This is a genomic window from Paenibacillus bovis, from assembly GCF_001421015.2.
In the GTDB taxonomy this organism is placed as follows: domain Bacteria; phylum Bacillota; class Bacilli; order Paenibacillales; family Paenibacillaceae; genus Saccharibacillus; species Saccharibacillus bovis.
Map to the genome: position 1 here is coordinate 1,460,874 of NZ_CP013023.1, position 25,750 is coordinate 1,486,623.

Genomic DNA, 25,750 nt, shown 5'->3' on the forward strand with positions numbered 1-25,750 from the left:
AGGCTGGCTGCTGTTCGTTATTCAGAGGAGGATATCATGAAAATTTCCTGGTCGCCGTTGTTCAAAGGATTGATGCCGGTTATGCTCGGCATCAGCCTCACCGCCTGTCAGTCTGAAGAAGTCGCTGCTCCGCCGCCAACCGCTGTACCCGCCCCGGAAAAAGCAGAGCCTGCGCCGGAACCGGCAGTGCAGACACCTGTCTATACCGCGCCGCTCACCGGTCTTGCGGTAGAACAGCCAGATCTCGCGCGTCCGGTAGCCGTTATGATCAATAATGCGCCGGCTGCGCGTCCGCAGTCCGGTCTGGCCGAAGCGGATATGATCTACGAGGTGCTGGCCGAGGGAGGCATTACCCGTCTGGTCGCTATTTACCAGAGCTATCACGGGGATGCTACAATCGGTCCGGTACGCAGTATTCGCCCCTACCTGATCACGTTGGGAGAGACGGTTAACGGACTGCTCGTACATGCAGGCGGCAGTACGGATGCCTATGCGATTTTGCAAAATGGAAACAAGGAACATCTCGACGAAATTACCAATGCCAGCGCTCCATTCTGGCGCGATTCCAGCCGCAAGGCACCGCATAATCTGTACACCAATGAGCAAAAGCTGCGCAAAACAGCAGCGGACAAAGGATACACCGAGCAGGTTACCCTGCCTGTTTATCCCTTTCTGCCGGTTGAAGACAAAGCCCAATCGGCGAAGGCAGAGAGCAGTACCAACGTCGACTCGTCATCGGTATCCGATGAGTCCGTCACCGCTGCAGCTGTATCCAGCGCGGAATCGGGTAGTTCGCCTGAGGCATCTTCCCCAGCTGTAGCGGATGCAAAGCAGGTAGATTCTATACAGCTCAAATACCTGCTCGACAGCTATACGGTCGGTTACACCTATGATGCAGCCAGTGGTCTGTATACCCGCAGTATGAATAACAAGCCGCATATCGACCTGAACACCAAGCAGCCGCTCACCGCTGCCAATGTGATCGTACTGGGCGCTGATTACAAAGTGCTGGATGACGTTGGCCGTCTCAGCCTGAATCTGGATGCCGGCGGCGAAGCGCTGCTATTTCAGCAGGGACGAATGATTCGCGGCGAGTGGAGTCGTACCGAAGGCGATGTGATCCGTTTTCGCAGCGGCGGTCAGGAAACGCCGCTTGTTCCCGGTGTAACCTACTACAATATTGTGCCGAATCATCCTTCCTTTGACAGTCACCTCACAATTAATGGTGAAAAATTGGAGGAAAATGGATAAAGTAAAGGCTTTCGGTGTAATGATATAAAGAAGTGCTGAAGTTTGTATGAGATTTGTAGATTATTTGTTAAGCTATTCTTTACAAAACGGCACACGGATTGATAAGATAACAAAGGTTGTTATCAAAGCCAGAATTGTGCTTAAAATGCGATTTTACGACATTTTTCGGCAAAATTTCGAAAAGGGGTTATAGGAATGCGTATTAAAAAGAAGGATATCTTTTTTGAGACGCTGGAGAATATGGCGGATAGCCTGGTACAGGCTGCGGACTACTTCGCAGAACAGGTCGCAAGCCTTAAAGACATTCCACAGTTTACCAAAACGATGAAGGATTATGAAAACCAGTGCGATACGTATACCCATACGATTATCACCGAGTTGAATAAAACATTCATCACGCCGCTGGAGCGCGACGATATCATGCAACTCACCACCAAAATGGACGATGTACTGGATGGTCTGGAGGCTTGTGCTTCCCGCTTTGACATGTATCATCTGAACGAGCCGGACAAGTATATCAATGCCTTTGCAGAGATTCTGCGTGAGTGTGCCTATGAGATTCAAAAAGCGATCCAACTGCTTTCCCAGAAAAAACTGCTGCCGATCCGCGAGCACTCGATCCGCCTAAATGATCTGGAAAACCAGGGCGATGATATCATGCGCAAATGTATCAAGGAACTGTTTGCTACCGTTACGGACCCTATCGAATTAATCAAACGCAAAGAAATCTATGAACGTCTGGAGAATACCACGGATTCTTGCGAAGACGTAGCCAATATGCTGGAATCGATCATTATGAGCAATTCCTGATACCGGAAAGAAACCGAACCGACATATAGACGAGCTGGTTCGTTTTTCTTTTGTCACCTGGCAGAAACTGAGCTACTTTTAGGAACAGATTATTGATGCTAACAGAAGATTCGGATTTTGCCGCGATTGCAAAATCTTAAGATAATTAAGGAGGTAGTATCATACAGCTTCTCTGCCAATAGGAGTGGGGAGAAACCCTGTATGATGAACAACTATGGTAGAAACCTCATTACTCGTGCTATGTATTGTCGTATTCCTGGCACTGGCGTTTGATTTTATCAACGGCTTCCATGATACGGCCAATGCGATTGCCACATCGGTGTCCACCCGGGCGCTGCCGCCGCGTACTGCCATTTTGATGGCTGCCGTGATGAACTTTCTCGGTGCGATTACCTTTACCGGCGTTGCCAAGACGATTGGCGGTAGTGTAGCCGATCCTGCCACACTGGAGAACGGGATACCGATCGTTATTGCGACACTGATCGCAGCAATTATCTGGAATCTCGCGACTTGGTGGTTCGGGATTCCATCTTCATCCTCCCATGCGCTGATCGGTGCACTGGCAGGAGCTGTTTTTGTCGGAGCAGGTTCGAGTTCGGTGAACTGGAGCGGATTTATCAAGATCGTTGAAGGTCTGTTGCTGTCTCCGCTGATCGCTTTTGTTATTGGTTTTATCGTGATGTATATTCTGAAATGGATCTTCGCCAAGCGCAGCCCGCACTCGGTGAACAAAGGCTTCCGGACGATGCAGATTCTGACGGCAGCCCTGCAATCCTTTTCCCATGGTACGAATGATGCGCAAAAGGCAATGGGGATTATCACTTTTGCCCTCGTAGCGGCCAATGTCCAGGATCATCTGGAAGTTCCGCTCTGGGTCAAAATCTCTGCCGCTACTGCGATGGCACTCGGTACTTCTGTCGGTGGATGGAAAATCATCAAAACGATGGGGACCAAGATTTTCAAAATCGAGCCGATTAACGGTTTTGCCGCTGATGCGACATCCGCAACCGTTATCTTCACGGCTACACTGACTCATTTGCCGGTAAGTACGACACATGCCGTCACTTCCGCAATTCTCGGTGTAGGTGCTGCCAAGCGCTTCCGCGAAGTAAAATGGGGACTCGCTGGCCGGATCGTGATTGCCTGGATCGTGACGATTCCGATTGCAGCAACACTGGCTGGTATCATTTACAAAGTCATGTTCGATCTGTTCTAAGCTTCTACACGCATATCCGTTTGAACGATTCCGCCGTTTCTTGCGAACGGCGGTTTTTTATGCGATTCTAGCCTTATCTGATTTCGAGAAAAGAGGATGAATTGTGATACGTATAATGGGATTTACACATGATCACATGATTGTGGAAGATGTACCGCTGGAGAAGCTGAAATCCGGTGATTATATATGGTGCTGGGTCGATTTTGATCGTCCTACCGAAAAGGAATCCGAGCTGCTGTCCACCTTTTTCGAATTTCATCCACTGGCTGTGGAAGATTGCATGCATCTGCTGCAGCGCCCCAAAATGGATTATTACGGCGATGTGGAATTTATGGTACTGCATGCGATCAAGCGCGATACGCTCAATGTGGAAGAGGTTGATCTGTTTATCAGTGAGCGTTTGCTGGTATCTTTCCATCATCAGAAGCAGCCCGAGATTGATTCTGCCTGGGAAAAGGTACTCGCTTACCGTACGGGCAAACGGCCCAAATGGATGCGCGGACCGGTAGCGGCGGCATATATCATTATCGATAAAATTGTCGATGAATATTTCCCGTGTGTGTTTGATATCGAAGATGAGCTGAATGATCTGGAGAATCTGGGACCTGATGAAGCGGTGGATGAGCTGCTGGCACAGGTATTTGCCCTGCGCTCGCGCCTGCTTAAATTGCGTCGTACCGTCGTGCCGATGCGTGATCTGATGTACCGCGTCGTCAATTCCCAGCATATCCAGAAAGTCGACGAGCACCATTCTTACTTTGGCGATATCTATGATCATCTGCTCAAGCTGTCCGATATGATCGAGGCTGACCGTGAGATGACATCGGATCTGCGGGATAGCTATATCTCGCTTAACTCCAACCGGATGAACAACATCATGAAAACACTGACCGTTATCACGACCATCTTCATGCCGCTGACATTAATCGCGGGCATTTATGGGATGAACTTTGAATTTATGCCGGAGTTGCACTGGAAATATGGCTATTTTGGCGTGCTGGTGCTGATGTTCGTGCTGGGCGGGTGCATGATGCTGCTATTCCAGCGACGAGGCTGGTTTAAGTAGGCTGGGCGGTAATTTTGGAAGATTTTATGAGGAAGACGTGCTGATTCTGTGATACTGTACATCGTTAACGCTTGAAAAAACAAATGGTAATCTATACAATGAAATTACATTAACCGTAGTAGGGGATGATCTAATCGTGCAACTTAAAAAGCTTGATGATAAAAGTGTCGATCAATTATTCGAAGCGATCCTGACGCTCAAAAACCTGGAAGAATGCTATGTATTTTTTGATGACCTGTGCACAGTGAACGAGATTCAGTCGCTGTCCCAGCGTCTGGAAGTTGCTCGTATGCTGGGCAAAGGCGCAACATATAATCAGATCGAAGCGGAGACTGGCGCGAGTACAGCGACCATTTCCCGTGTCAAACGCTGCCTGAACTATGGTAATGACGGCTACAAAATGACGCTGGAGCGTCTGGGGAGATAAATATGATGAAACCGGGTGTATTGATAATCAGTCATGGATCGCCGGACCCGACATGGATGCACTGGATTGACGATGCAGTCGCAAACACTTCCTTTCCTGCCGATCTGCCTGTAAGTTCCGTCTATCTGGACAATGTTCCGGGACGATTCATACAGGACGGGATTGATGAACTGGAGGGACAGGGAGTGACCGATCTGCTCGTCATACCGCTGTTCGTGTCCTCCGGCAGTACACATATGGATGAGATCGCCTACGCACTGGGCGTCAAGGCAGAGCCTGATCGGGAAACAGATCTGGAACCGTTTACCATTAGAGCCAACGTGCACTTTGGTTACCCGGTCGACGACGATGACGATATTGCCCATATGGTATGGGACAAGGTCAAGCATCTGTCGACTGTCCCGCAGGAGGAGACAGTACTGGTCGTCGGTCATGGCAGTATTCATGATGGATTCCGTCACCGCTGGGAAAAGGGCATCTCGTCGCTCGCCGAGCGTGTTGGGCACATCAGCGGCACGGCTCATGCCGATTATGCGCTGCTGAATCCGGACAGTCTGCGGTCCAAGACCGAAGAGTGGACAAGCCGTGGGTATCGTGTGCTGATCGCGCCGCTGTTCCTGAGCTCGGGCATTTTCCTGCGGTCGGTGATTCCGGGGCGTATTGAAGGGTTAAGCTATGAATATGCCGGTGAAGCGCTGCTGCCGCATCCGCGGCTGTCCCACTGGATGGAGCGTCAGGTAGAACTTCTGATGCAGCAGCTTCACGTTGCAGAATAGGACATAGCCGGCCTGACCGGATCGTGCAGCAACTGCTGCTCCTATGATCTGTACAACAGGCGAATCACAACAATATTAGGTGGCATGGACATGAAAAGAGCGAGGTTAATCTATAACCCAACCTCCGGGCGTGAAGAGATGAGACGCCGTCTGGCGGATATTCTCAAGCGTCTGGACGAGGGAGGCATCGAGGCCAGCTGTCATGCAACGACAGGCGAATCCGATGCAACAGTGGCTGCCATGGATGCAATTGAACGCGGCGGTTACGATATGATCATCGCCGCTGGTGGCGATGGAACGATCTACGAAGTGATCAATGGCATGGCTGCCTACGACAACCCGCCGCCGCTGGGCATTTTCCCGCTGGGAACAACCAACGATCTGTCCCGTGCGCTGGGGATCTCGCGCAACTGGGAGCAATACTGTGATCTGGTCATCCGCCAGCAGTCGCGTCCGATCGATATCGGCAAGGTCAACGACCGCTATTTTATCAATATCGCGGGCGGCGGTTCTTTTACCGAGCTGACGTATGAGGTGCCCAGCAAGCTCAAGACGATGATTGGACAGATGGCCTATTACATGAAGGGCATCGAGAAAATGGTCAATCTGGCGCCAACGGAGCTGATTATACGGGCAGAGGGCATGGAGACCATCCATGATCAGTTCATGATCTTCCTCGTGGCCAATACCAATTCGGTCGGTGGCTTTGAAAAGCTGGCACCGGATGCGCGGATCGACGATGGACTGTTCGACGTCATTGCCGTGCGCAACTGTAATCTGGCCGAGTTTATCCGCCTCGTCACGATGGCGCTGCGCGGCGAGCATCTGGACGATCCCAAAGTACTCTATTTCCGGACAAGCAAGCTGGATATCGAAGCCCCACGGGCCAATGAAGTGATGCTTAATCTGGATGGAGAGCTGGGCGGCAGTCTGCCGGGCCATTTTGAAGTACTGAAGCACAAGCTGAGGATTTTCGCGGATAATAAGTAACGACTGATCTAATCCGCTGCTCTCTTATCTGATGGTTATGATGGATAGTGTAGGATTTAGATTTAACTAATTGTATGACTGACTTAAGCTCATAACAGCTCCTGTACACTCTATCGTTGACGTTTCTACATGGAAATGTCTCTGGTTAGTGGACGGGAGCTTTTTGCTGTTGCCAAAAATCAGAGTATAATAGATATAGTGGAGATGAACAGTATCGTCAATGACACGTAAATATATCCAAGTATATTCAAGTACGTTCGAATACATATATTTAACTGCCTGTATGACATCTGTTGCTGTATATGCATTAGAACTTAGTATTGAAGCAGGTTAGCCAGAATCATACCTATCCAAGTGTAAAGGAGATTGAGGATTACGATGGAATACAGCAATCTGTTATCAGACGAAGAGTTAAAGTCGCTCATGGAACGATATGAAGTCCCTGAATTAGAAAACTATCTGCGAGAACATCAGCGTCCAGTGGTCAAAATGGTACGCGGTGAAGGCGGCAACGGTCAGACCGGCTGTTCACGTTTTGGAGGCAGTCCGGATCTGCCAGCAGGTATGGAGTGGCCGCGCAGTCAAGGCGGCGAATGGATGACATTGGTCGCCCAGCTCAACCTGTCACAGATCACGGCAGAGATCAAGGACTCAGCTCATGGCGCAATTCCTGGATCGCTGCTTCCTGTGCAGGGTATGCTGTACTTTTTCGTAGGTAAAGACGAGCCTGCCTATAACATCGAACATCGTGTACTGTACTGGTCAGGAACGGATACTTCGCTGTTGTCCTGTTATGAGCCGGACAGTCTGACGATTCTGGAAGAAGAAGCAGAGGAGCCGTTTTTACCTTACCAGGTGCATGCACAGGCTAGAGTCGAATTTCCGAATTACGGATATAGTGAAGTCTATAATCTGGATGATGAAGAGATTACAGAAGAAACCGCAGAAAACTATCTGCTGCTCACCGAAGAGATGGGCTGGGAACCTGAACATGTGATCGGCAAAATGCTCGGCTACGGTGATGGACAGCATGGAGATCACGAGTTCGTCGCGGCATCGTATTTGCATACCGGGAAGCATACGTATAATCAGGAAAAAGACAAAAAGCGCATGATTCAGCACTTTGGTGGAGATGAACAGAAGGTGGATCAGGAGATTGATGAGATGCTGATGCTGCTTGAGGTGGACAGTGACCGGGATATTGGATTCCTCTGGTGGGATGCAGGATGTATTCATTTTTTCATTCGCAAGGAGGATCTGCTGGCAGGGAATTTTGAACGAACGTATTGTTCGATTTACTCTAGTTAAAATAGTCATGTGCTTAAAATGTAGCTAATCCATCATCCGTTTTATATGTTGAAACGGGTGAATACATAAGGAAGCGAAAGAGAAGCAAGAGGGAAGGGCGGTGGGACATGAGTAGTTTTATTGTGTGGATGATCGTAATCAATACGCTGTTTTGGTTAGTCTGCTGCCTTGGCACAGCTCATGTGGTTCGATTCTTGCCCAAGTCCTGGTACGAAAAAAATGATTGGTTTTTTGCGGAACATTCTTTCGAAAAAAAATTATATAAAAAAATTCGTCTTGATCGGTGGAAAGATAAGCTTCCGGAAGGCGGCGGGTTATGGAAATTCCAAAAGAAAGAACTCCATGAGACACTTACCTTGGAATATACAGATCGATTCATTTTAGAAACGAAATATGGCGAAGTCGGGCATTGGTGCATGGCTGTATTGGGCTTTGCTTGCATATGGGTGAATCCAAGCAGCTATGCGAATGTCGCTCTGATTTGCGCGATAGTCAATGTGATCGTTCAGATCCCTTTTTGTTTGATTCAGAGGTATAATAGGCCACGGCTGATTCGTTTGAGATCACGTTTGGCCCGTAAGAATACGCAATCACATACGACTAAGCCACAGACCGGTGCAGGTGTCTAATCAAGCCATATCCAAGCAGAAATCCATTTCGAATTATCTTGCGTTTTCACAATAGGGTACAAGGCTAACTTATAATTGATTTTATCCAGATTGAGAGGCAGCTCTTGGATGCTGCGCTCAATCTTTTTTTAGTTTGAGCATCATTTCCTGGCTGCCTCCCCTTTTAAGCTATATGAAGATATACCGATAAGTAAGAAGAACGAGCTTTCTTCCCGTTACTAAAAATATACTTGATGAAAGTACCTATATTGTATTGTCACATTCGTTGGTTTTCTATACAATTTAGTAGTTGCCCATCGGGCAGTCTGAGGTAGTGACGAAGAGGCTAAGAATGACGTATGGAAATATGGTATAGAAAATGGAGTAATGATTATGAATAAAGACCGCAAAGGCGGCAAAAAATATAATTCGAATAAGCGTAAACCGGCGGCGGTGTTGGCGGCGATCGCAAATCTACCGGTTGCCAAGAATGATGAGTTGGAGCTGGATATTGTTGGGCTGACTCATGAGGGAGAAGGAGTAGGGCGCGCAGAAGGATATACACTGTTCGTTGCGGGTGCGCTGCCTGGTGAGAAGGTTCAAGCTCGCGTAGTGAAGACGAAGAAGCAGTACGGGTATGCCAAAATGCTGACACTGTTGCAGGAGAGCCCGGATCGTGTCAGTGCGCCCTGTCCGATCTACTCCCAATGCGGAGGCTGCCAGATTCAGCATATGAACTATCATGCACAGCTAGTATGGAAACGTCAGCATGTGATCGACAATCTGCAGCGAATCGGCAAGCTGAATGTGCTATCAGATCATGCGAACCTGCCGCAAGGAGCAGCTGGATCCGCGAGTATCACATCCGGAGCTGCCGAACAGCAGGACGGCAATACCCAACCACCTAGCGTAGCCACCGGGCAGCCAGATCCAGCAGCTTCGACACAGGGTATCCGTGTCCTGCCTACACTCGGTATGAGCGAGCCATGGCGTTACCGCAACAAGGCACAGGTCCCGATGGGCGAAGAAAATGGTCGTCTCATCGGCGGATTCTATGCACGGGGGACACACCGGATTATCGACATGCAGAGCTGCCTGATCCAGGACAACCGTAACGATCAACTGGTCAACAAGGTCAAGCAGATCGGCAGCGATCTGGGCATTCGCCCATATAACGAGGAGACCGGCGAAGGACTGCTGCGCCATGTGGTGGTCAAGGTCGGCTTCAGTACCAATGAGATGATGGTCGTACTCGTCACCAATGGCAATCGTCTACCGCGCCAGGAAGAATGGATTGAGCGCATTCGCACCGAGATGCCGCAGGTCGCCAGCATCTGCCAGAACATCAACACCCGCCAGACAAACGTGATTTTCGGCGACGAGACGCGTGTACTGTGGGGCAGCGAAGTCATTCACGACTACATCGGCGATGTGAAGTTTGCCATCTCGGCACGTTCCTTTTACCAAGTGAATCCGACACAGACCGAAGTGCTGTATGAGCAGGCAGTGAAATATGCCGGATTAACCGGCAAAGAGACCGTTATTGACGCCTACTGTGGCATCGGCACGATCTCGCTATTCCTCGCGCAGCATGCAGAGCGTGTGTATGGCGTGGAAATTGTCAAAGAAGCGATCGAGGATGCTCGCAAGAATGCGAAGTTGAATCAGATGGATAACGTGGAATTCGAAGTCGGCGCATCCGAGGATGTGATTCCACGCTGGAAAGAGCAAGGTATCACGCCAGACGTCATCGTTGTCGATCCACCGCGTAAAGGGTGCGATGAGCGCCTGCTGACGACGATTCTGGAGATGCAGCCGGAGCGTGTGGTGTATGTGTCTTGTAATCCATCGACGCTGGCACGGGATTTGAAAGTGCTGGAAGATGGCGGGTATGTTACGACGGAAGTGCAGCCGGTGGATATGTTCCCGCATACGGTGCATGTGGAGTCGGTGGCTGTATTGGTTCGCGCAAAATAATATACAAGTGTGAAGGTAGCCAGCTCTCTCTTTTTGAGGGAGCTTTCTTTTATAAAAAAAGTAAGGCTTACAGTTGCGTGAATTCTAATACATAAATTCTAATAGTATAGAAACGAAGTATCCTATACTATGTTTGGTTTGCTGCTGATACGTCTCGTAAGAATACAGCGTAACCGTCAATAACTGAAAGGAAGGTGAGAATAAAATGAATCGGTATAATTGTCCCTGCTGTGGCTATCCTACATTGGAGGAGAGACGGAGTTGGGAGATTTGTTGTTTATGTAACTGGGAAGATGATGGGCAGGATGATTCTGATGCAGACCGAGTCTATGGGGGTCCTAATGAGGATTATTCTCTTACCGAAGCCCGGAAGAACTTCAAAATGCACTACACTATGTACAGGGACACACAAAGAATTCTGCAACAAACAGATAAAGAAATCCAGGCAAAGAAAAGCCTGATTCATGCATTCAAGCAACTGGAAGCTGCAGAAGATGCATGTATCCCATACATATGGCAGGAAATCTATTCACTTGAAAAGGCGATAGCAGATCTTGTTCATGAAACAGTCGAAAGATACAGTAACAATATAGAGAAACATCAGAAGGTCATCCACCTGATTAATTCTGACAATCCAGATACGGTTGTAGACGGCTTGTTGTCTCTGGCATTAAATGCAGATGATGGAGCATTTGCAGAAGATATGATGACCAAGTACAGTCAGCATGATAATGAAAACATAAGAGGAATAGCGATTCTTTGTTTTGGTCATATCGCAAGAATACACGGAGCAGTACATAAGGAGCGAATTATCCCGCTTATCCAAAATGCACTACATGATGAAAGTTCGTTTGTCAGAGGACATGCAGAGTCAGCATTGGAAGATATTAATATGTTCTGTCAGTAGACACAGCTTGAATATGCTGTCCAAATCGGTTTGCTAATTATAATTAATAAGATTCTTTTTAACATACTAAGCTATATGGATTGGTTAGCAACCGGTCGTGAGAACTATGTTAGTCGAAATCGATGGTTTTTTTCAACAAGTTATGGTTTGGGGGCGGAGATGCAACCAATATGAGCTGAACACAATGTATTATCATGCATTAACACGAGTCACGCATATTGAAGAACTGGCCAAAGTATTTTGTGATCTCTATCATTTTGAGATAGTGCCGTATTCAGCAGATCTGCGAGTAGATTTTGTGATCGATACTGATATTAACCAGATTTATTCTCCTAGATAAAAAAGTCCCTGACCAATTCAGTCAGGGACTTTTTTTACAGTGATCTCGCTAAACCCCAAAGATTCAAAAGTGCCACTCGATTACCAGGGAGATATTTGTTGGCTGTCACATATCCGACGACTGATCCGTTATAAACCAAAATAGGCGGAGTTGATGTATAGGGGTTAGCGGCTCCATAAGATGAGTATTTGCTTCCATACGTGCCGTATTGATTCCATATGCTATTGGTGCTGTATTTACTCCCATATGTCCCATAGCGGTTAAACACAGAGTATGGATCATATATATTTGTTGATAAGGTACCCAGGAATTGACTTCCATCGTAGGAATACACATGGACGTTACTTGGATTTATAGAGGCTGCTTGAATAGATGATACAGGTACAATGAATAGAAATAAAAATAAAAGAATAAATAGCTTTTTCATCTTTACCCCTCCTGCATGTAATTTTATTCCTTTAAAGTGATATTTATTATAGTAGGATATACTCAAAGTAATTAATTAAGGAATTAATATTACTTCAATACAGGGAGATAAGAGCAAAGATTATAATTCCGACAAGAGTACACATCAAGATTAACTGGTGATGAGAGGGCTATCCCTATCTCTATTTGCTTATTGTCTACATTTGATCGATCTGGATTACCTCAATTGATTTAAAAGTTGAGTAGAAATTCCAAAATTCAAAATATTCTCCACAGTGTTAGTATGAACTGCTGCTTGAGTATGAGGTAAATCAACTTATTTAGAAGAGACAGATTTTTCCGACTCTCCTGCTTCGCGACCACTGTGCTGGATCGAATCAGGAATAAATAGATTGCGACCTGGCAGTTGATTTTCCCACATAATCGAATTGTACAGACGTTCTGGATCGATCAGTGGGGAACCTCCATTAATACGCGGAATCTTCATTACATCCGTATCACGGGTAGCCAGTCCAAGCTCGGTTGTAAAAGCGTAACGGATGCCTACATCTTGAGCGACTTTTTCCACTTCGGGTGTATGCAATCCGTAAGGATAAGCAAAGGTATTCACGACATGAGGCGTAAGCGGGCGAAGTGCTTCTACACATCGTCTAAGATCATTTTCGATACGTGCCAGATAATGTTCATGGGTCTCGGTTACTCCATCTTTTACCAGTGGAGCGGTAAGTGCATCGGTGGTATCACTTGTTTTGTAGTGCAATTTGTCGGTATGTGCTTGAACTTCCATATTGGGATCTGAGCGGGTCATATTTTGGATTTCGGCTTTGGTCATATGGGGAGTTGCCACTAGAGCGCCTTTGCTAAAATCTCCTGTAATGACAAAGCTAACGCCCGGAATATGGCGCTGTTTCATAATCGGATAAGCAGTGGTGTAGAAATTCTCATATCCATCGTCAAATGTGACCAGTACCGCATTATCCGGTACTTTGCCGCCTTCCATAAAAAGACGGAATTGTTCAAGCGAAATGAAATTCATATCTTTGGAACGCAAATAATCCAATTGCGAAGCAAAAAGTGCAGGCGTAATAATATCTCCACCCTGCTTGACCGGATCGATATCGTGATACATCAATACAGCCACTTTGTGCTGATAACGATCTTTTTTGGCTATCGAAGCAAATTGTTCTACAGGCGGAAGCTGATCTGCGGATAGAGGTTGATTTACTGCGTTGTTAGAAGCTCCCTGAATAGAACGATTGGCTTGCGCAGTAGTAAAGGATGAAAATAAATCATGATCGGAATACAATGCCATCAGAATAAGTGCCATGGCTATAGTTGTTACTAGACCAGTAACGACAAACACAGATATTTTGAATAACTTCATACATAGATCATCCTTTGTCAGAAAGTAAGAGGCGTCAATAGACGTAATATCGGAAAATAGCGGGTAGGATATAACAGGTGCGTAGTACAAATAGTAAAAGAAGTAGACTTTGTACCTTTTGTCTCCATATGTAATTTTATTTCTCTATAAGAGCATTTATGATATCGGGAAAACCATTAATCGATTCGTATGGTTATAATGCAGCAAATAAAAACAAAATGATTACAACGATTTGTATAATAATATGTACTTTCTTACCTTTTACAAATAATATCAAGCGTTTTATAGCAGCCTATGGGCGCAAGTTATTCCTGCTAATCTAATACATCGTGTGTGGTAAATATATATTACCAAAAAAATGAATAAATAAATTAAAGGGGCCAAGAGTCGTTAAACGATCTCAGGCCCCTAATTCATAATTCGTAGATTTAAAAATAATCGTTATTCGCTGATCGTAAACCAACCGGGCATAGACTGAAATATATTCCAAAGCTTTTCCGGAATATGAAGCTGGTCGCGCTTGGAGAGGCTCAGCGCAGTATCCAATTCTGCTTCGCGTCCATTTGCGACTTTTTCTACCCACTGTGGATCCATAATCAATGCATGACCAATAGCAACGAGTGGTAACCCTAATTTCATTGCTTTTAGCGCATCATCTGGTGTCAGCACAGAACCGGCAGCTATTACGGGTACTTGGCCACTAGCCTTTTCAAGAATCAATTCCAACCGCGTTTTCTCATCCTGGCTGTCTATTGGCTTGGAAAATACATTATCTAACGAAACATGAATATAGTCCAGATTCTGCTCAATCAGGAAATCAATTAATGCATACGTGTCTTTCATACGTAAGCCGTCGGCTTTGGAGGATTCTTCAGGAGAGAGTCGATACCCCACAATAAATGGTTTTGCAGCATGTTTTTTAATGACGCTTTTGATTTCTTCAATAATTGCCAACGGAAAACGCAAGCGATTTTCAATCGATCCTCCCCATTGGTCTGTACGGTGATTGGTTGCGGGTGACCAGAAATTCTGAATCAAAAAGCCGTGGGCACCATGAATCTCGACACCATCAAACCCGGCTTCGATTGCACGCCGCGTTGTGTCTCCAAAAGCACGTATAATCGACAAAATCTCCTGATGGGAGAGCTCTCTGGTTTCTACAGTTGGACCTAGATTAGTCATTTCAGATTGCAGTGCACTCGCGCTGACTGCATCTAGCCCAGGTACCGCTTTATTCCCGGCATGGAAAATCTGCAGAATAGCAGGAGCGCCTCCACTTTTTGCTGCTTCTGCTAATTTACGTAGACTCGGAGTGAAATCATCACTGTACCCAGCGAATTCATTTGTAAATCCCTGTCCTTCCGGTGTTACATGAGTACAGCCTGTAATAACGAGTCCTACTCCATTTACTCTAGGTTTGTAATACTGTACCTCTTCATCTGAAAGAGTAAGATCGTCATTACTCGACCAAGTTGTCATAGGGGACATAACGGTACTATTTTTAATAGTGATTCCATTTTTGAATGTGAAAGACTCGAATAATTGGTTGTATTTTGAATTCATTTGCTTAACCTCGCTCTTATGTTTTATTTTCTTTTATAGTGTATTTTGTTGACCTAAGGGGAAGTAAAGTATTTATTTGTTCGTAATGGTATAAATATATTTTGCATTTTTATTTTTCGAGTGGTATATATCTAGTTACAGTAGCTGTAACTAGATAAGGAGTGAGTAGATAATGTATTCAATGACATATGTAGTAGAAAATCTAAATGTATCTGCCAAGACATTGCGATTCTATGAAGAGCAAGGAATCCTGCCCAATATATCGCGGGATGAAAAAGGCCGTAGAGTGTATAGTGAGCAACAAATAGACTGGATTTCTTTTATTCGCTGCCTTAAAGAGACGGGTATGCCGCTTTCCAAAATAAAGGATTACAAAGAACTGTATGAGTCAGGAAATGCTACGTATTTGCAGAGAGAAGAAATGCTGAAGACTCATAAAGTGGAAATGCAGAAAAAAATTGATGAAAGTTTAAAACATCTGGAAGAGCTGAATTATAAAATAGCCATGTATGAACTTCAGAAAGAGGAAGTCATGAAGAATCCCGACTATAACTTTAAATGTCACGGTCTAGAAGTAAAGATAGTGAATTAGTGCGCTTATACTGATAGGAGGTTATATCCCAATAATTGCTGGTAATCTGCATGTCCAAAAAATTGCCTGTTTTCCAGCTGTTACATTTTGAGTGAATATATTAGGTAAAATTGATGTAGTAACGGTGGAAGATAGGAATATAACTGCCTGTTCAATGAGAAATAAACCCGTTACAGCAGCTTTATTTGCATAAATGCTCATTCCATTCAGAAAGGATGAACTACATTGAAAAGACTCGAAGGAAAAACGGCGTTAATCACAGGAGGAGCGTCCGGCATCGGCCTGGCATCCGGTATTCGTTTTGCGCAGGAGGGTGCGAATGTAGTTCTGACAGACATTACCGAAGCTCGCAAAGAGGAGATCGTCTCACAGGTAGAAGCAGCAGGCAGCAAAGCCCTCTTCCTCAAGCATGATGTCACCTTGGAAGAGGATTGGCAGCATGTATTCGAGCAAGCGGAAGAGACATTCGGACAAGTCGATATCGTGATGAATAATGCGGGCATCGGGCTGCAGGGTAACGTAGAGGAGACCAGCTATTCGGATTGGAAAAAAGTGATCGATGTCAATCTGAATGGCGTCTTCCTCGGAACCAAATATGGAGTGATCCATATGAAAGAGCATGGCGGATCGATTATTAACATTTCCTCAATCGAAGGTCTGATCGGTGATCCACGTATCGCGGCTTACAATGCCAGTAAAGGCGGAGTGCGCATACTGACCAAATCGGCTGCGCTGCATGCGGCTCCGTACAAGATCCGTGTGAACAGTATTCATCCAGGATATATCAACACACCGATGATCGGCGAAGATCCCGAGACCTTGAAGTACCTGATTTCACTGCATCCGATGGGGCATCTCGGAGAAGCCGAGGATGTGGCCAATATGGCGTTATTCCTTGCTTCGGATGAGTCCAAATTTTCAACGGGTTCGGAGTTTGTGGTGGACGGGGGATATACGGCGCAGTAATAGGCTGTGACCAAGGCGAGTGCAGGAATGCGGCTGACTTTGGCAAAGGATATCTAAAGGAAATGTATCCAAAGTAGATTCTATTTGGCGAGTCGGATTGGATGAATATCGGATTGGATCAATAATAGATACTTATCAAAAACCAGCAATCGATATCCGATTGCTGGTTTTTGATGGAATTACAGGACAGACCGATTCTGTGCATACCAAGAGATACTAGGGGCAATATGGACCATAGGATATTGGCTTAACAGCGTTGCTCTGTCTATTTCAGCTGTTCTTCTTCCAGTATATTGAAGATACCCTGTTGGCTTTGTTCGGGTGTAGCGGTTGGTAGTTCTGTCGCTTTACCGTTTTTATCGATGATTCCATAATGGAATGCTCCCGGAAGAGAGAAAGCAAAGTAGACTCCACCTGTCGGGATCGATGGCATTTTGCCTTTGAACTCTATTATTTTATAGGGAATTATAGGCAGATTCGTGTTTTTGACTTGTTGCTTCAGATCCACTTTTGCGGACCACAGCAATTCGGTATGATTGTTAATAATACGATAGTAATTCACGATATCCATATGTTGTTTGAAGAACTCGTCTACTTTATTTTTGGGAAAGTAGGTCGTATACAGCATATTGTCGCCTGTCTCTGGTGTCTCCAGCAAGGTACCTGTTTTGTCGACTGCGGGAAAACGAATCGAAGCGTTACGTGCTGTAGCGGTGTCGCTGGATTGGAGCTGCTTGGCAAGTGTGGCTGATGGCTTGGCGACATAGACGACGCGCTGCCCTGCATTCCAATACGCATAAGCATCGGCTGCAGCTGTAATGAAGCGAATCGGAACCATGATGCGTCCATTTTTCATTTCCGCTGCGCTGGTTAGCTTAACCTGGTGTCCGATAATGGTGGCTGTAGTGGAGCCTGCTTTCAGTGTGGATTTCTGTCCGTTATTGTTGACGGTGACGATTTTGCTGTTGTTATTCCAGGAAATCTGAACATCCGGGATGGTTTTGATCGCGTTTAGCGGTACCAGGGTAGCTCCATCCCGGATGTAGGGTGTTACATCTACATTGGCAGTTTCATTATTAACGATGATGGAGATATCACCCTTTGAACCGGCAGCATGGGCATTGCTCATACCAGCACAGCTGCCTGCGAGCAGGGCGACAGAAAGTGATGAAGTCAGAATAGCTTTGGTAAATAGTTTCATAATTCGGATTCTCCTTTGGTGCTTGGAATATGTACATACTTGTTGGTTTGCCTGACACGAGACATTATTATTTGTCTGATTACAGCTGTACCAATTTTATTGCATAAAAAAACATAATTTAAATAATATTGGATAAAAAACATTTATCTAACAACTTTTATCATGCAATAGCGTTTTATATTTAGCAAGCTCAACAGCAATATGCCTCCTGATCGCTCCTCACGAAACAAGGGTCACACCCTGAGCTTTGCAGTATCCCCCTGCTGTGAAGAGATCCTTATTTCGGTGCTGAGGTTGTTTATCGTGATTTCTCTGGATGGAGTATAGCTATAGGACAACGTTATTATTCAGCCGAAACAGTAGTCAACGCAAATTAAAATCGAGGTGTACCATGAAAAAGGTAATCATGCTATTACTGTTCAGTGTGATGTTGGTTTTTCTGATGCCTGCACATACGAATGCAGCTGCAAACCAAACGCGAATCGTTTTGGATGGTCAGGAATTGAGTTTACCCAAAGATATTGGAGTCGTTAATATGCAAAATAATATTATGATTCCAATCCGTGTAGTCGCCGAAAATTTGAAGTTCCAGGTGAATTGGGATCAAGCTACACAAAATGTACATATTCAGCAAGGATCTAATACCGTTTCCTTAACAGTGGGCAAGAATACAGCTTCTGTAGGTAACAAGACGGTAAAGCTCGGAGTAGCTCCCCAGATCATCCAAAATACAGTTTTTGTTCCTTTGCGTTTTGTTAGTGAAGCGATGGGGCTGGGAGTAGAGTGGAACAATAGCGATAAAATAGTGACTTTAGCCAGTTTGGTCAGCAGTACACCGGATGCACCGCTGCCTGATAGCGGGAGTGCAACAGCCACGAACTGGATTCATGAGATCAATTATGTGAATAATCAGCTGGTAGTCTCGCTCGATCACGAGATTAATCCAGTGATTACAGAGCTCAAAAATCCGGAGCGTCTTGTTTTGGATTTTCCGGCTACCAATTTTGGGAATATGGAAAATATACCTTCTCCAGGAGCGATAGCAAGGCTCGATACGAGTGATTCTCCCAATGTGAAGGAAATACGGTATTCCCTGTATCAAAACAATCCTGCCCAGATCCGTGTGGTTATGGAGCTGAACAATGTCAGCTCTGTTCAGTACCAACCGCAGACCACTACCGGCAAGTTTATTCTTGATCTGGACATGGTCAATGATTCCGGTTCTACCCTTCCGACAGACAACGGAAAAAAAATAGTCGTTATTGATGCAGGTCATGGAGGCACAGATCCGGGAACAATAAGTATCACGCAAAAGCCCGAGAAAAACTTCACCCTTGCGCTAAGCCTTAAAGTGCAGGCTCTTTTAAAAAATGAGCCGGATATAGAAGTAATTATGACTCGTGAGACAGATGTCTACCCTACCAGACCGGAACGGGTGAAGCTGGCCAATGATCTAAATGCAGATGTATTTGTATCCATACATGCCAACAGCGTCCTGGCTTCTCCCCAGGCTAAAGGAACGGAGACGTATTATTATCAGCGCGAGAGCAGTAAGGATTTGGCAAATTGTATTCATGAAAAATTGATTCAGGCGCTGGGATTTACGGATCGCGGGATTAAAAATGGTAGCTTACAGGTTATTCGGGAAACGACCATGGCAGCTGTTCTTTTGGAAATCGGATTCTTGAGCAACAAAGAAGAGGAAGAAGCCATGATGTCAGAAGACAATCAGAATAAAGCGGCACAAGCGATTGTGGATGGCATCAAAGAATATCTGGAATTATAGAACAAGGAATAATCTAAGAGGATGTGCGTTATGAAAAAAGGAATTTATCTGGCGATCATCATATGCGCTCTGAGCGTACTCGCCCTCGGTTGCGAGAGCAAGCCTGCTGCCAATACCGTTCAAGGTTCTGATCCTGCAACGAATAAGCCAGCACCGGCAGGTACCAAGGACAATCAAGAAGAGAAGTCCCAGGAGATCAAAGTATATTATTCGGATGTTCAAGTCATGCAATTGGAACCAAATACGCAGACCATTACGTATAAAGAGGACTCGGAAAAATACAGTGCAGCCTATGCGGCTCTCCAGAAGAACGATCAAAAAGAGCTGATTCCTTTGTGGGAAAATGTTGATTTGCTCTCCACCAAGTTGGAGCAAGGGACATTGACACTGGATGTGCATATTCCGGACAAAGCACGCATGGGATCTTCCGGAGAGATTCTGGCGATAGACGCTTTGAAAAAGACCTTTTTTCAATTTGACGAAGTAAAAAATATTCAGCTGCTGGTTGATGGAAAACAGACGGACAGCTTGATGGGGCAAGCGGAGTTGGAAAATCCGCTCACTCGCGAATAGATGAATACCAAAGCAGCCGATACCCATAGAGGATCGGCTGCTTTTTTGTCCCGTGGTGGAGCTGGTTGGATAATGATTTGTGCCTATTTTCCATGACAATAAATCATACGCGTTCAACGTTACAGATCAATTTTCCAATTGCCCATCTTACTGGCTACTTCCGGATCATGATAAGACAGGAAAAGGCTCTTTCCTGTATCCAGAGACGTAATTTGCTGGATATCCTCTGCATCTATCTTAAAATCGAAAATATCAAAGTTCTCGGCGATCCGTTCTTTTCTGACGGATTTGGGAATCACTACCACATCACGCTGAACAAGCCAGCGCAGCACGATCTGGGCGACAGACTTGTTGTGTTTTGCTGCGATAGAGACGAGTACCTCGTTGCCGAACAGATTGTTCAATCCTTCGGCAAATGGAGCCCACGATTGATGATAAACGCCATGCTTTTTCATAAAAGCTGCACTCTCGGCTTGCTGGTAAAAAGGATGCGTCTCGATCTGGTTTACTGCTGGTACAACATCGTTATGCAAAATCAGATCTATTAGCCGATCGGGCAGAAAATTGCTGACGCCAATCGCTTTAATCCGGCCCTCGCGGTATAGATCCTCCATCGCACGCCAGGCACCATAATAATCGCCAAAAGGCTGGTGAATCAGATACAGATCGAGATAATCCAGCTGCAGCTTGTGCATCGACTTGGCAAAAGCCAGTTGGGTCTTCTCGTAGCCGGCATCCTGCACCCACAGCTTAGTCGTAATAAATAGCTGCTCTCTCGGAATACCACTGCGCTTGATCGCACGTCCGACCGCTTCCTCATTCATATAACCAGCAGCCGTATCGATCAGACGATAACCTGCCATCAGAGCTTCATACACCGCATTCTCGCACTCTTCAGCATCCGGTACCTGATATACCCCAAAGCCGATGATCGGCATCTCTACACCATTGTTTAATGTAACAGTCTGCATCGCGATTCCTCCTGTAATATCTAAAATAAAATGCATGCAGCCGTGTCATAAATTCTCAATTCTGTCGATAGACTTTCATTTATCTCCGGCTTGCATTACAGTAAGCCTAACGCCTTCGTGTTACACGAAGGCAAGAGGAATATGCGTATTTATTTTTCGGGAGGGATTTCGATGTATACTGTCAAAAATGCGGCGCAGATTACCGGACTAACCGAACATGCTATCCGCTTTTATACCGACAAAGGGCTGGTACCAAGCGTGCAGCGGAGTCCAAATAACATCCGTATGTTCGACGAAGAGTCCATCAATTGGCTGCATGGTATCCGGTGCCTCAAGCAATCCGGAATGCCGCTCGAAACGATTAAATTGTATGTGGATCTCTGCCTCGAAGGGGAGACAACGATTCAACAGCGTTATGAATTGATGATGGAGCACCAGGAAGCTGCACGACGCAAGCTGGAAGAAGCGAAGCGGCATATCGCTCATCTGGAAGAGAAAACGGAGCTGTATCAGAGTATACTGAAGGGCGCTTCTCTCGACACGATGAATCCCCGAAACTGGGACCGTATTCAGCATATGCATAGTGATGTATTTTATGCTTCTTCTGCAGGAAGTGTTGAGGAAGGATATAAGGCATAAGCAATTAATGAGTATATTCACGTGCATATCTCTGATTGTATATCTATGATGGTGATACACAGAGTCCAGGCAAACAGGCGGAAATCCGTTGGGAAGGTTTATTTACAATAGCATGCCAGCTGTCTGGAAGTCTTGCTGCATCAATATAGCGCTTATTCATAGAGATATACGTGCTGAATTGGCCAAAAGAAGAAATTAATCTTCTGTTTTGGCTGTGCAATCTAGTATAATAATTGAGGTCTATATCGTTATCGTTGTATACTGCCAGTATTTACAGGGGTATATTTCTTTGGCAGATAACGGAGTACCATACGCAAGACATATAGGAGCAAGCGCTTCTATCCGCTCTACCTTACGATTTCCAATTTCAATAGCCGTCTATATACAAATACAGCATAAAGACTTACAGCTATATACCATGAAAGGATTTTTAAAATGACAGACAATTTTTGGCGTGAATTACCCAAGCCTTTTTTTATACTGGCACCGATGGAGGACGTGACGGATGTTGTTTTTCGTCATGTTGTGAGCGCAGCGGCCAGACCGGATGTATTTTTCACTGAATTTGCAAACACGGAGAGTTATTGTCACCCGGAAGGGCACCACAGTGTGCGCGGCCGGCTCATGTTTACCGAGGATGAGCAGCCGATGGTGGCGCATATCTGGGGAGACAAGCCGGAGTATTTCCGGCAGATGAGTATCGGCATGGCCGAGCAGGGATTCAAGGGAATCGATATTAATATGGGTTGCCCAGTGCCGAATGTAGCCGAGAACGGCAAAGGCAGTGGTCTGATCTGTCGCCCCGAGCTGGCAGCAGAGATTATCCAGGCAGCCAAAGCGGGCGGTCTGCCGGTAAGTGTTAAGACGCGGCTTGGTTTTAGCGAAGTCGACGAATGGCGCAGCTGGCTGACTCATATTCTGCAGCAGGATATTGTGAATCTGTCGATTCATCTGCGGACGCGCGACGAGATGAGCAAAGTCCCTGCCCACTGGGAACTGATCCCGGAGATCAAAAAGCTGCGTGACGAGATCGCACCGAATACGCTGCTGACGATTAACGGCGATATTGCCGACCGTGCAGCCGGATTGGAACTGGTAGAAAAGTACGGTGTAGACGGTGTGATGATCGGACGCGGAATTTTCAGTAATCCGTTTGCTTTTGAACAGGAGAAGAGAGAGCATAGCAGCGAGGAACTGCTGGATCTATTAAGACTGCATATGGATCTGCATGACACATATTCAGCGGTTGAACCTCGTTCGTTCAAGCCGCTGCCGCGCTTTTTCAAAATCTATGTTCGCGGATTCCGGGGAGCGAGCGAGCTGCGCAATGAGCTGATGAGTACACGGTCGACCGATGAAGTACGTGCGATGCTGGATGAGTTTTTGGCGAAGCAGATGGAGACGGTGGAAGAGGTCTAAACGTATAAAATAGAGATATTACTTTGCATAACTTGCATAGTAGTATCTCTTTATTTATTTGGAAGAGAGTTCAATTGTCTTTCTAAATATATAGTCATCTTTTGAATTGCTGTAAAACATAAAATTATTCAAATTAATAATCAGATCAAAAATGTTCTTTTTAATTTATAAAATGAAAGTAGAGAATCTAGCATGGAAATCAATATTCCAAAATTGTATAAAAAGTATTTGGAATTAAATATTCCTCAACCATTTTCTCCTGAACAGATTCATCAACGTTTAACTAAAACGTATTACGCTCAAAAAGTTGATCTTGATCGCTTCTCGGATTTAAAAGAAGACATGTATGCAGAATTCGATAAAGCAACAGGAGCATATATTTTTGAAGACGAACGCGGTATTCAAAAATTAATGCAATTAAACAATAATGAAGACATAGATAGTGATTCCGTGCATGCTTGGGTAATCAATTCTACTCAATTAGGTATGTCGAATTTATTAACATTAGAGATCACAATTTTTTATGGGATGCAACCTGAAAATATGTCTATTGGTAATTTGGAATTTGAAGAATATTTAATCATGCTTTATTTGGCAGGATACATTCAATTTGAAAATGATACGTGCATTAATGAAATTCGCGAATTATATAAAAAAGGATATTGCTTACGTTATTTTGGAGTACAAAATGATAGCGGAAAATTTTTATATGATCCTAAGTATGTATAGTTTTATGCAAAAGTAAGGATAAAAAGCATATGACAATTTCCTATATTCCAAGATTATGAGTTATTATTAACAATATATAATTTCATGGGATCAGCTGAATAGTCTTTATATAAATAATAGTTCGGCTTGGAGAATATAGGAGGATACATGTCCTGGAGTAAATTAAAGCAAAATCTGGAGAGCTTTCTGGCTCCTGCGCTGGATGGAAGAGTGGAGTACCGGGCGACCAGTTACAGTTATATGACCGGCAAATCGGGCAACTGCTATATTACGGTAGACAAGAAAAACATTTTCAATATGAACGACAAGACCAGTCCGATTCGCTGGTATCAGACGGAGCAGGAAATCAAGAGTGATCCGGAGCTGCAGATTCCGGTCAGCCCGGAAGAGATTGAAGCGATCCGCAAAGAAACCAACGGCAACGTACCGGAAGAACGTATGAAGATCATGGCGAGAAACCGTAAAGTGACTACTTATGCCAAAGAAATCCTGACTGCACAGACAGCACTTAGTAAATCCAATTTTACCGCTGTAGCTACCCGTTTTCTGGCAAGTTCGATCGAAGACAGTCTGGAGAGCAGTGATATCCTGCTGAATATTCTGGCACTGATGGATCGCCGCGTAGGCAAAAAGCGGATTCTGAGCATGAGCAGTACGATCAAGCTCAAACATCCGATTGTGCAGTACTTTTATGAACTGCGACTGGGCAAATGCTAGTTCATACAATCACTAATCTACCAGGGGCTGTCGATTATTCGGCAGCCTTTGGTGTATTGTGGATAGGATATTTTACTGTCGAAAACCGTTTATTGTCCAAATGACTGCCATATTATCGGAAAAATATAAAGCGCTTTCAATTTCTGGTTGATACGATAAGGGTTTGTTCTGTTGCCTGTCTGCTAAGCTATTTCGCTTATATTATATGTTGATATCAACATGTTAAAAAAGGATTTTGTTACTTAATATGGAATATATATATTATGGCTATCACTCTGTCGATAACCCGCTTTAAATAGGCGATAGATGAGATGCCAATAATTTATTTTCTAGAGGAGGCACAATATGTCTACATTCAAAAAGAAATTTCTCACGACCATTCTTGCCATTTCTATGAGCTCCAGCGTATTTGCGGCTACTTCCAGCGCAGCTACCGATTACTGGCAAAACTGGACAGATGGCGGTGGTACTGTAAACTCGGTTAACGGAAACGGTGGTAACTACAGTGTGAATTGGCAGAATACCGGCAACTTTGTTGTAGGTAAAGGCTGGACAACAGGTTCACCAAATCGCGTGATCAATTATAATGCAGGACTGTGGGCACCATCCGGTAATGGTTATCTGACCTTATACGGTTGGACTCGCAACTCGCTGATCGAATATTATGTTGTAGATAGCTGGGGAACGTACCGTCCGACCGGTACATACAAAGGGACGGTAACCAGTGACGGCGGTGTGTATGACATTTACACAACGACCCGTTACGATGCACCATCGATCGAGGGTGACCACAAAACATTCACCCAGTACTGGAGTGTACGTCAGACCAAGCGTCCGACCGGCAGCAATGCGACGATTACCTTTAGCAACCATGTGAAGGCATGGGCCAGCCACGGCATGAATCTGGGTAGCACCTGGTCGTATCAAGTACTGGCAACAGAAGGCTACCAGAGCAGTGGTAGCTCCAATGTAACGGTATGGTAAGGCAATCAGTCTATTGCAGTATGAATCATAAAGAAGTGCGAGACGGCTCTGCCTGATCCTGTAATTTCATTAGAAAAAGGCTTGTCCTGCAGTCTTTACCAAAGACAGGGGACAAGCCTTTTTT

At 45.2% G+C, this 25,750-nt stretch carries 25 protein-coding genes; 20 read left to right on the forward strand and 5 right to left on the reverse strand.

Features of this window, described 5'->3' with window-relative positions; translation table 11 throughout:
* Window positions 1–36 precede the first annotated feature (36 nt).
* The 11 genes from AR543_RS06240 (at window position 37) to AR543_RS06290 (ending at window position 11,336) form a co-directional block, all read left to right on the forward strand.
* A complete protein-coding gene (locus tag AR543_RS06240; protein WP_060532743.1) occupies window positions 37–1,251 on the forward strand; it encodes a DUF3048 domain-containing protein in 1,215 nt (404 codons plus the stop codon).
* 195 nt (window positions 1,252–1,446) lie between these two features.
* Window positions 1,447–2,061: a DUF47 domain-containing protein gene (locus AR543_RS06245; protein ID WP_060532745.1), complete on the forward strand. Its 615-nt coding sequence runs from the start codon at window positions 1,447–1,449 to the stop codon at window positions 2,059–2,061.
* A gap of 214 nt (window positions 2,062–2,275) precedes the next feature.
* Window positions 2,276–3,277 carry an inorganic phosphate transporter gene (locus tag AR543_RS06250; protein ID WP_060532747.1) on the forward strand — a complete coding sequence of 334 codons (1,002 nt, stop codon included), beginning with the start codon at window positions 2,276–2,278 and terminating at the stop codon, window positions 3,275–3,277.
* Window positions 3,278–3,380: 103 nt separating this feature from the next.
* Entirely contained in the window at window positions 3,381–4,343 is a 963-nt protein-coding gene (gene corA / locus AR543_RS06255; RefSeq protein ID WP_060532749.1) for a magnesium/cobalt transporter CorA, read from the forward strand.
* Between the two features lie 136 nt (window positions 4,344–4,479).
* Window positions 4,480–4,770, forward strand: coding sequence for a YerC/YecD family TrpR-related protein (locus AR543_RS06260; protein WP_017814542.1), 291 nt, complete (start codon window positions 4,480–4,482; stop codon window positions 4,768–4,770).
* Window positions 4,771–4,772: 2 nt separating this feature from the next.
* Window positions 4,773–5,546 (forward strand): sirohydrochlorin chelatase, encoded by a 774-nt coding sequence (locus AR543_RS06265; protein ID WP_060532751.1) that lies wholly within the window; start codon window positions 4,773–4,775, stop codon window positions 5,544–5,546.
* Between the two features lie 90 nt (window positions 5,547–5,636).
* Window positions 5,637–6,536 carry a diacylglycerol kinase gene (locus AR543_RS06270; protein WP_060532753.1) on the forward strand — a complete coding sequence of 300 codons (900 nt, stop codon included), beginning with the start codon at window positions 5,637–5,639 and terminating at the stop codon, window positions 6,534–6,536.
* A 378-nt stretch (window positions 6,537–6,914) separates the two neighbouring features.
* Window positions 6,915–7,844, forward strand: coding sequence for a YwqG family protein (locus AR543_RS06275; RefSeq protein ID WP_060532756.1), 930 nt, complete (start codon window positions 6,915–6,917; stop codon window positions 7,842–7,844).
* A gap of 107 nt (window positions 7,845–7,951) precedes the next feature.
* The gene (locus AR543_RS06280) at window positions 7,952–8,473 is read left to right on the forward strand and encodes a glycosyl-4,4'-diaponeurosporenoate acyltransferase CrtO family protein (protein WP_060532758.1); all 522 of its coding nucleotides are present in this window, start codon (window positions 7,952–7,954) and stop codon (window positions 8,471–8,473) included.
* A 372-nt stretch (window positions 8,474–8,845) separates the two neighbouring features.
* Entirely contained in the window at window positions 8,846–10,429 is a 1,584-nt protein-coding gene (gene rlmD / locus AR543_RS06285) for a 23S rRNA (uracil(1939)-C(5))-methyltransferase RlmD (RefSeq protein WP_060532760.1), read from the forward strand.
* 205 nt (window positions 10,430–10,634) lie between these two features.
* Complete coding sequence (locus AR543_RS06290; RefSeq protein WP_060532762.1) at window positions 10,635–11,336, forward strand: CPCC family cysteine-rich protein; 702 nt, start codon at window positions 10,635–10,637, stop codon at window positions 11,334–11,336.
* A 374-nt stretch (window positions 11,337–11,710) separates the two neighbouring features.
* Here the strand turns inward: AR543_RS06290 and AR543_RS06295 are convergent, their stop codons facing one another.
* From AR543_RS06295 to AR543_RS06305, 3 genes are all read right to left on the reverse strand, one after another.
* A complete protein-coding gene (locus tag AR543_RS06295; RefSeq protein ID WP_227871843.1) occupies window positions 11,711–12,103 on the reverse strand; it encodes a hypothetical protein in 393 nt (130 codons plus the stop codon).
* 315 nt (window positions 12,104–12,418) lie between these two features.
* Complete coding sequence (locus AR543_RS06300) at window positions 12,419–13,486, reverse strand: polysaccharide deacetylase family protein (protein WP_060532764.1); 1,068 nt, start codon at window positions 13,484–13,486, stop codon at window positions 12,419–12,421.
* 441 nt (window positions 13,487–13,927) lie between these two features.
* Entirely contained in the window at window positions 13,928–15,049 is a 1,122-nt protein-coding gene (locus AR543_RS06305; protein WP_060532766.1) for an NADH-dependent flavin oxidoreductase, read from the reverse strand.
* A 172-nt stretch (window positions 15,050–15,221) separates the two neighbouring features.
* Here AR543_RS06305 and AR543_RS06310 point away from each other — a divergent pair, with 172 nt between their 5' ends.
* Together AR543_RS06310 and AR543_RS06315 are read left to right on the forward strand one after the other, a co-directional pair.
* Window positions 15,222–15,641: a MerR family transcriptional regulator gene (locus AR543_RS06310; RefSeq protein ID WP_227871844.1), complete on the forward strand. Its 420-nt coding sequence runs from the start codon at window positions 15,222–15,224 to the stop codon at window positions 15,639–15,641.
* A gap of 225 nt (window positions 15,642–15,866) precedes the next feature.
* On the forward strand, window positions 15,867–16,607 hold the full coding sequence (locus AR543_RS06315) for a glucose 1-dehydrogenase (RefSeq protein WP_060532769.1): 741 nt from the start codon (window positions 15,867–15,869) through the stop codon (window positions 16,605–16,607).
* 265 nt (window positions 16,608–16,872) lie between these two features.
* Here AR543_RS06315 and AR543_RS06320 read toward each other — a convergent pair whose 3' ends face one another.
* Window positions 16,873–17,808: a copper amine oxidase N-terminal domain-containing protein gene (locus AR543_RS06320; protein WP_060532770.1), complete on the reverse strand. Its 936-nt coding sequence runs from the start codon at window positions 17,806–17,808 to the stop codon at window positions 16,873–16,875.
* A gap of 502 nt (window positions 17,809–18,310) precedes the next feature.
* Between AR543_RS06320 and AR543_RS06325 the strand changes: the two genes are divergently transcribed.
* Both AR543_RS06325 and AR543_RS06330 read left to right on the forward strand, forming a co-directional pair.
* Window positions 18,311–19,594 (forward strand): N-acetylmuramoyl-L-alanine amidase family protein, encoded by a 1,284-nt coding sequence (locus tag AR543_RS06325; RefSeq protein WP_227871845.1) that lies wholly within the window; start codon window positions 18,311–18,313, stop codon window positions 19,592–19,594.
* A 30-nt stretch (window positions 19,595–19,624) separates the two neighbouring features.
* Window positions 19,625–20,167, forward strand: coding sequence for a GerMN domain-containing protein (locus AR543_RS06330; RefSeq protein ID WP_060532771.1), 543 nt, complete (start codon window positions 19,625–19,627; stop codon window positions 20,165–20,167).
* A 119-nt stretch (window positions 20,168–20,286) separates the two neighbouring features.
* Here AR543_RS06330 and AR543_RS06335 read toward each other — a convergent pair whose 3' ends face one another.
* A complete protein-coding gene (locus tag AR543_RS06335; protein ID WP_060532772.1) occupies window positions 20,287–21,138 on the reverse strand; it encodes an aldo/keto reductase in 852 nt (283 codons plus the stop codon).
* Window positions 21,139–21,309: 171 nt separating this feature from the next.
* Between AR543_RS06335 and AR543_RS06340 the strand changes: the two genes are divergently transcribed.
* The 5 genes from AR543_RS06340 (at window position 21,310) to AR543_RS06360 (ending at window position 25,626) form a co-directional block, all read left to right on the forward strand.
* Window positions 21,310–21,777 (forward strand): MerR family transcriptional regulator, encoded by a 468-nt coding sequence (locus tag AR543_RS06340; RefSeq protein WP_060532773.1) that lies wholly within the window; start codon window positions 21,310–21,312, stop codon window positions 21,775–21,777.
* A 435-nt stretch (window positions 21,778–22,212) separates the two neighbouring features.
* Entirely contained in the window at window positions 22,213–23,196 is a 984-nt protein-coding gene (locus tag AR543_RS06345; RefSeq protein ID WP_060532774.1) for a tRNA dihydrouridine synthase, read from the forward strand.
* Between the two features lie 192 nt (window positions 23,197–23,388).
* The gene (locus AR543_RS06350) at window positions 23,389–23,925 is read left to right on the forward strand and encodes a hypothetical protein (RefSeq protein WP_060532776.1); all 537 of its coding nucleotides are present in this window, start codon (window positions 23,389–23,391) and stop codon (window positions 23,923–23,925) included.
* 147 nt (window positions 23,926–24,072) lie between these two features.
* Complete coding sequence (locus tag AR543_RS06355) at window positions 24,073–24,642, forward strand: SF0329 family protein (protein ID WP_060532777.1); 570 nt, start codon at window positions 24,073–24,075, stop codon at window positions 24,640–24,642.
* Window positions 24,643–24,987: 345 nt separating this feature from the next.
* On the forward strand, window positions 24,988–25,626 hold the full coding sequence (locus AR543_RS06360; protein WP_060532780.1) for a glycoside hydrolase family 11 protein: 639 nt from the start codon (window positions 24,988–24,990) through the stop codon (window positions 25,624–25,626).
* Window positions 25,627–25,750: the final 124 nt, after the last annotated feature.

Coding starts and splice junctions, on each gene's coding strand:
- AR543_RS06240 (WP_060532743.1), top strand. CDS start 37: ATGAAAATTTCCTGGTCGCCGTTGTTCAAAGGATTGATGCCGGTTATG.
- AR543_RS06245 (WP_060532745.1), top strand. CDS start 1,447: ATGCGTATTAAAAAGAAGGATATCTTTTTTGAGACGCTGGAGAATATG.
- AR543_RS06250 (WP_060532747.1), top strand. CDS start 2,276: ATGGTAGAAACCTCATTACTCGTGCTATGTATTGTCGTATTCCTGGCA.
- AR543_RS06265 (WP_060532751.1), top strand. CDS start 4,773: ATGATGAAACCGGGTGTATTGATAATCAGTCATGGATCGCCGGACCCG.
- AR543_RS06270 (WP_060532753.1), top strand. CDS start 5,637: ATGAAAAGAGCGAGGTTAATCTATAACCCAACCTCCGGGCGTGAAGAG.
- AR543_RS06275 (WP_060532756.1), top strand. CDS start 6,915: ATGGAATACAGCAATCTGTTATCAGACGAAGAGTTAAAGTCGCTCATG.
- AR543_RS06280 (WP_060532758.1), top strand. CDS start 7,952: ATGAGTAGTTTTATTGTGTGGATGATCGTAATCAATACGCTGTTTTGG.
- rlmD (WP_060532760.1), top strand. CDS start 8,846: ATGAATAAAGACCGCAAAGGCGGCAAAAAATATAATTCGAATAAGCGT.
- AR543_RS06290 (WP_060532762.1), top strand. CDS start 10,635: ATGAATCGGTATAATTGTCCCTGCTGTGGCTATCCTACATTGGAGGAG.
- AR543_RS06295 (WP_227871843.1), bottom strand. CDS start 12,103: ATGAAAAAGCTATTTATTCTTTTATTTTTATTTCTATTCATTGTACCT.
- AR543_RS06300 (WP_060532764.1), bottom strand. CDS start 13,486: ATGAAGTTATTCAAAATATCTGTGTTTGTCGTTACTGGTCTAGTAACA.
- AR543_RS06305 (WP_060532766.1), bottom strand. CDS start 15,049: ATGAATTCAAAATACAACCAATTATTCGAGTCTTTCACATTCAAAAAT.
- AR543_RS06310 (WP_227871844.1), top strand. CDS start 15,222: ATGTATTCAATGACATATGTAGTAGAAAATCTAAATGTATCTGCCAAG.
- AR543_RS06320 (WP_060532770.1), bottom strand. CDS start 17,808: ATGAAACTATTTACCAAAGCTATTCTGACTTCATCACTTTCTGTCGCC.
- AR543_RS06330 (WP_060532771.1), top strand. CDS start 19,625: ATGAAAAAAGGAATTTATCTGGCGATCATCATATGCGCTCTGAGCGTA.
- AR543_RS06335 (WP_060532772.1), bottom strand. CDS start 21,138: ATGCAGACTGTTACATTAAACAATGGTGTAGAGATGCCGATCATCGGC.
- AR543_RS06340 (WP_060532773.1), top strand. CDS start 21,310: ATGTATACTGTCAAAAATGCGGCGCAGATTACCGGACTAACCGAACAT.
- AR543_RS06345 (WP_060532774.1), top strand. CDS start 22,213: ATGACAGACAATTTTTGGCGTGAATTACCCAAGCCTTTTTTTATACTG.
- AR543_RS06350 (WP_060532776.1), top strand. CDS start 23,389: ATGGAAATCAATATTCCAAAATTGTATAAAAAGTATTTGGAATTAAAT.
- AR543_RS06355 (WP_060532777.1), top strand. CDS start 24,073: ATGTCCTGGAGTAAATTAAAGCAAAATCTGGAGAGCTTTCTGGCTCCT.
- AR543_RS06360 (WP_060532780.1), top strand. CDS start 24,988: ATGTCTACATTCAAAAAGAAATTTCTCACGACCATTCTTGCCATTTCT.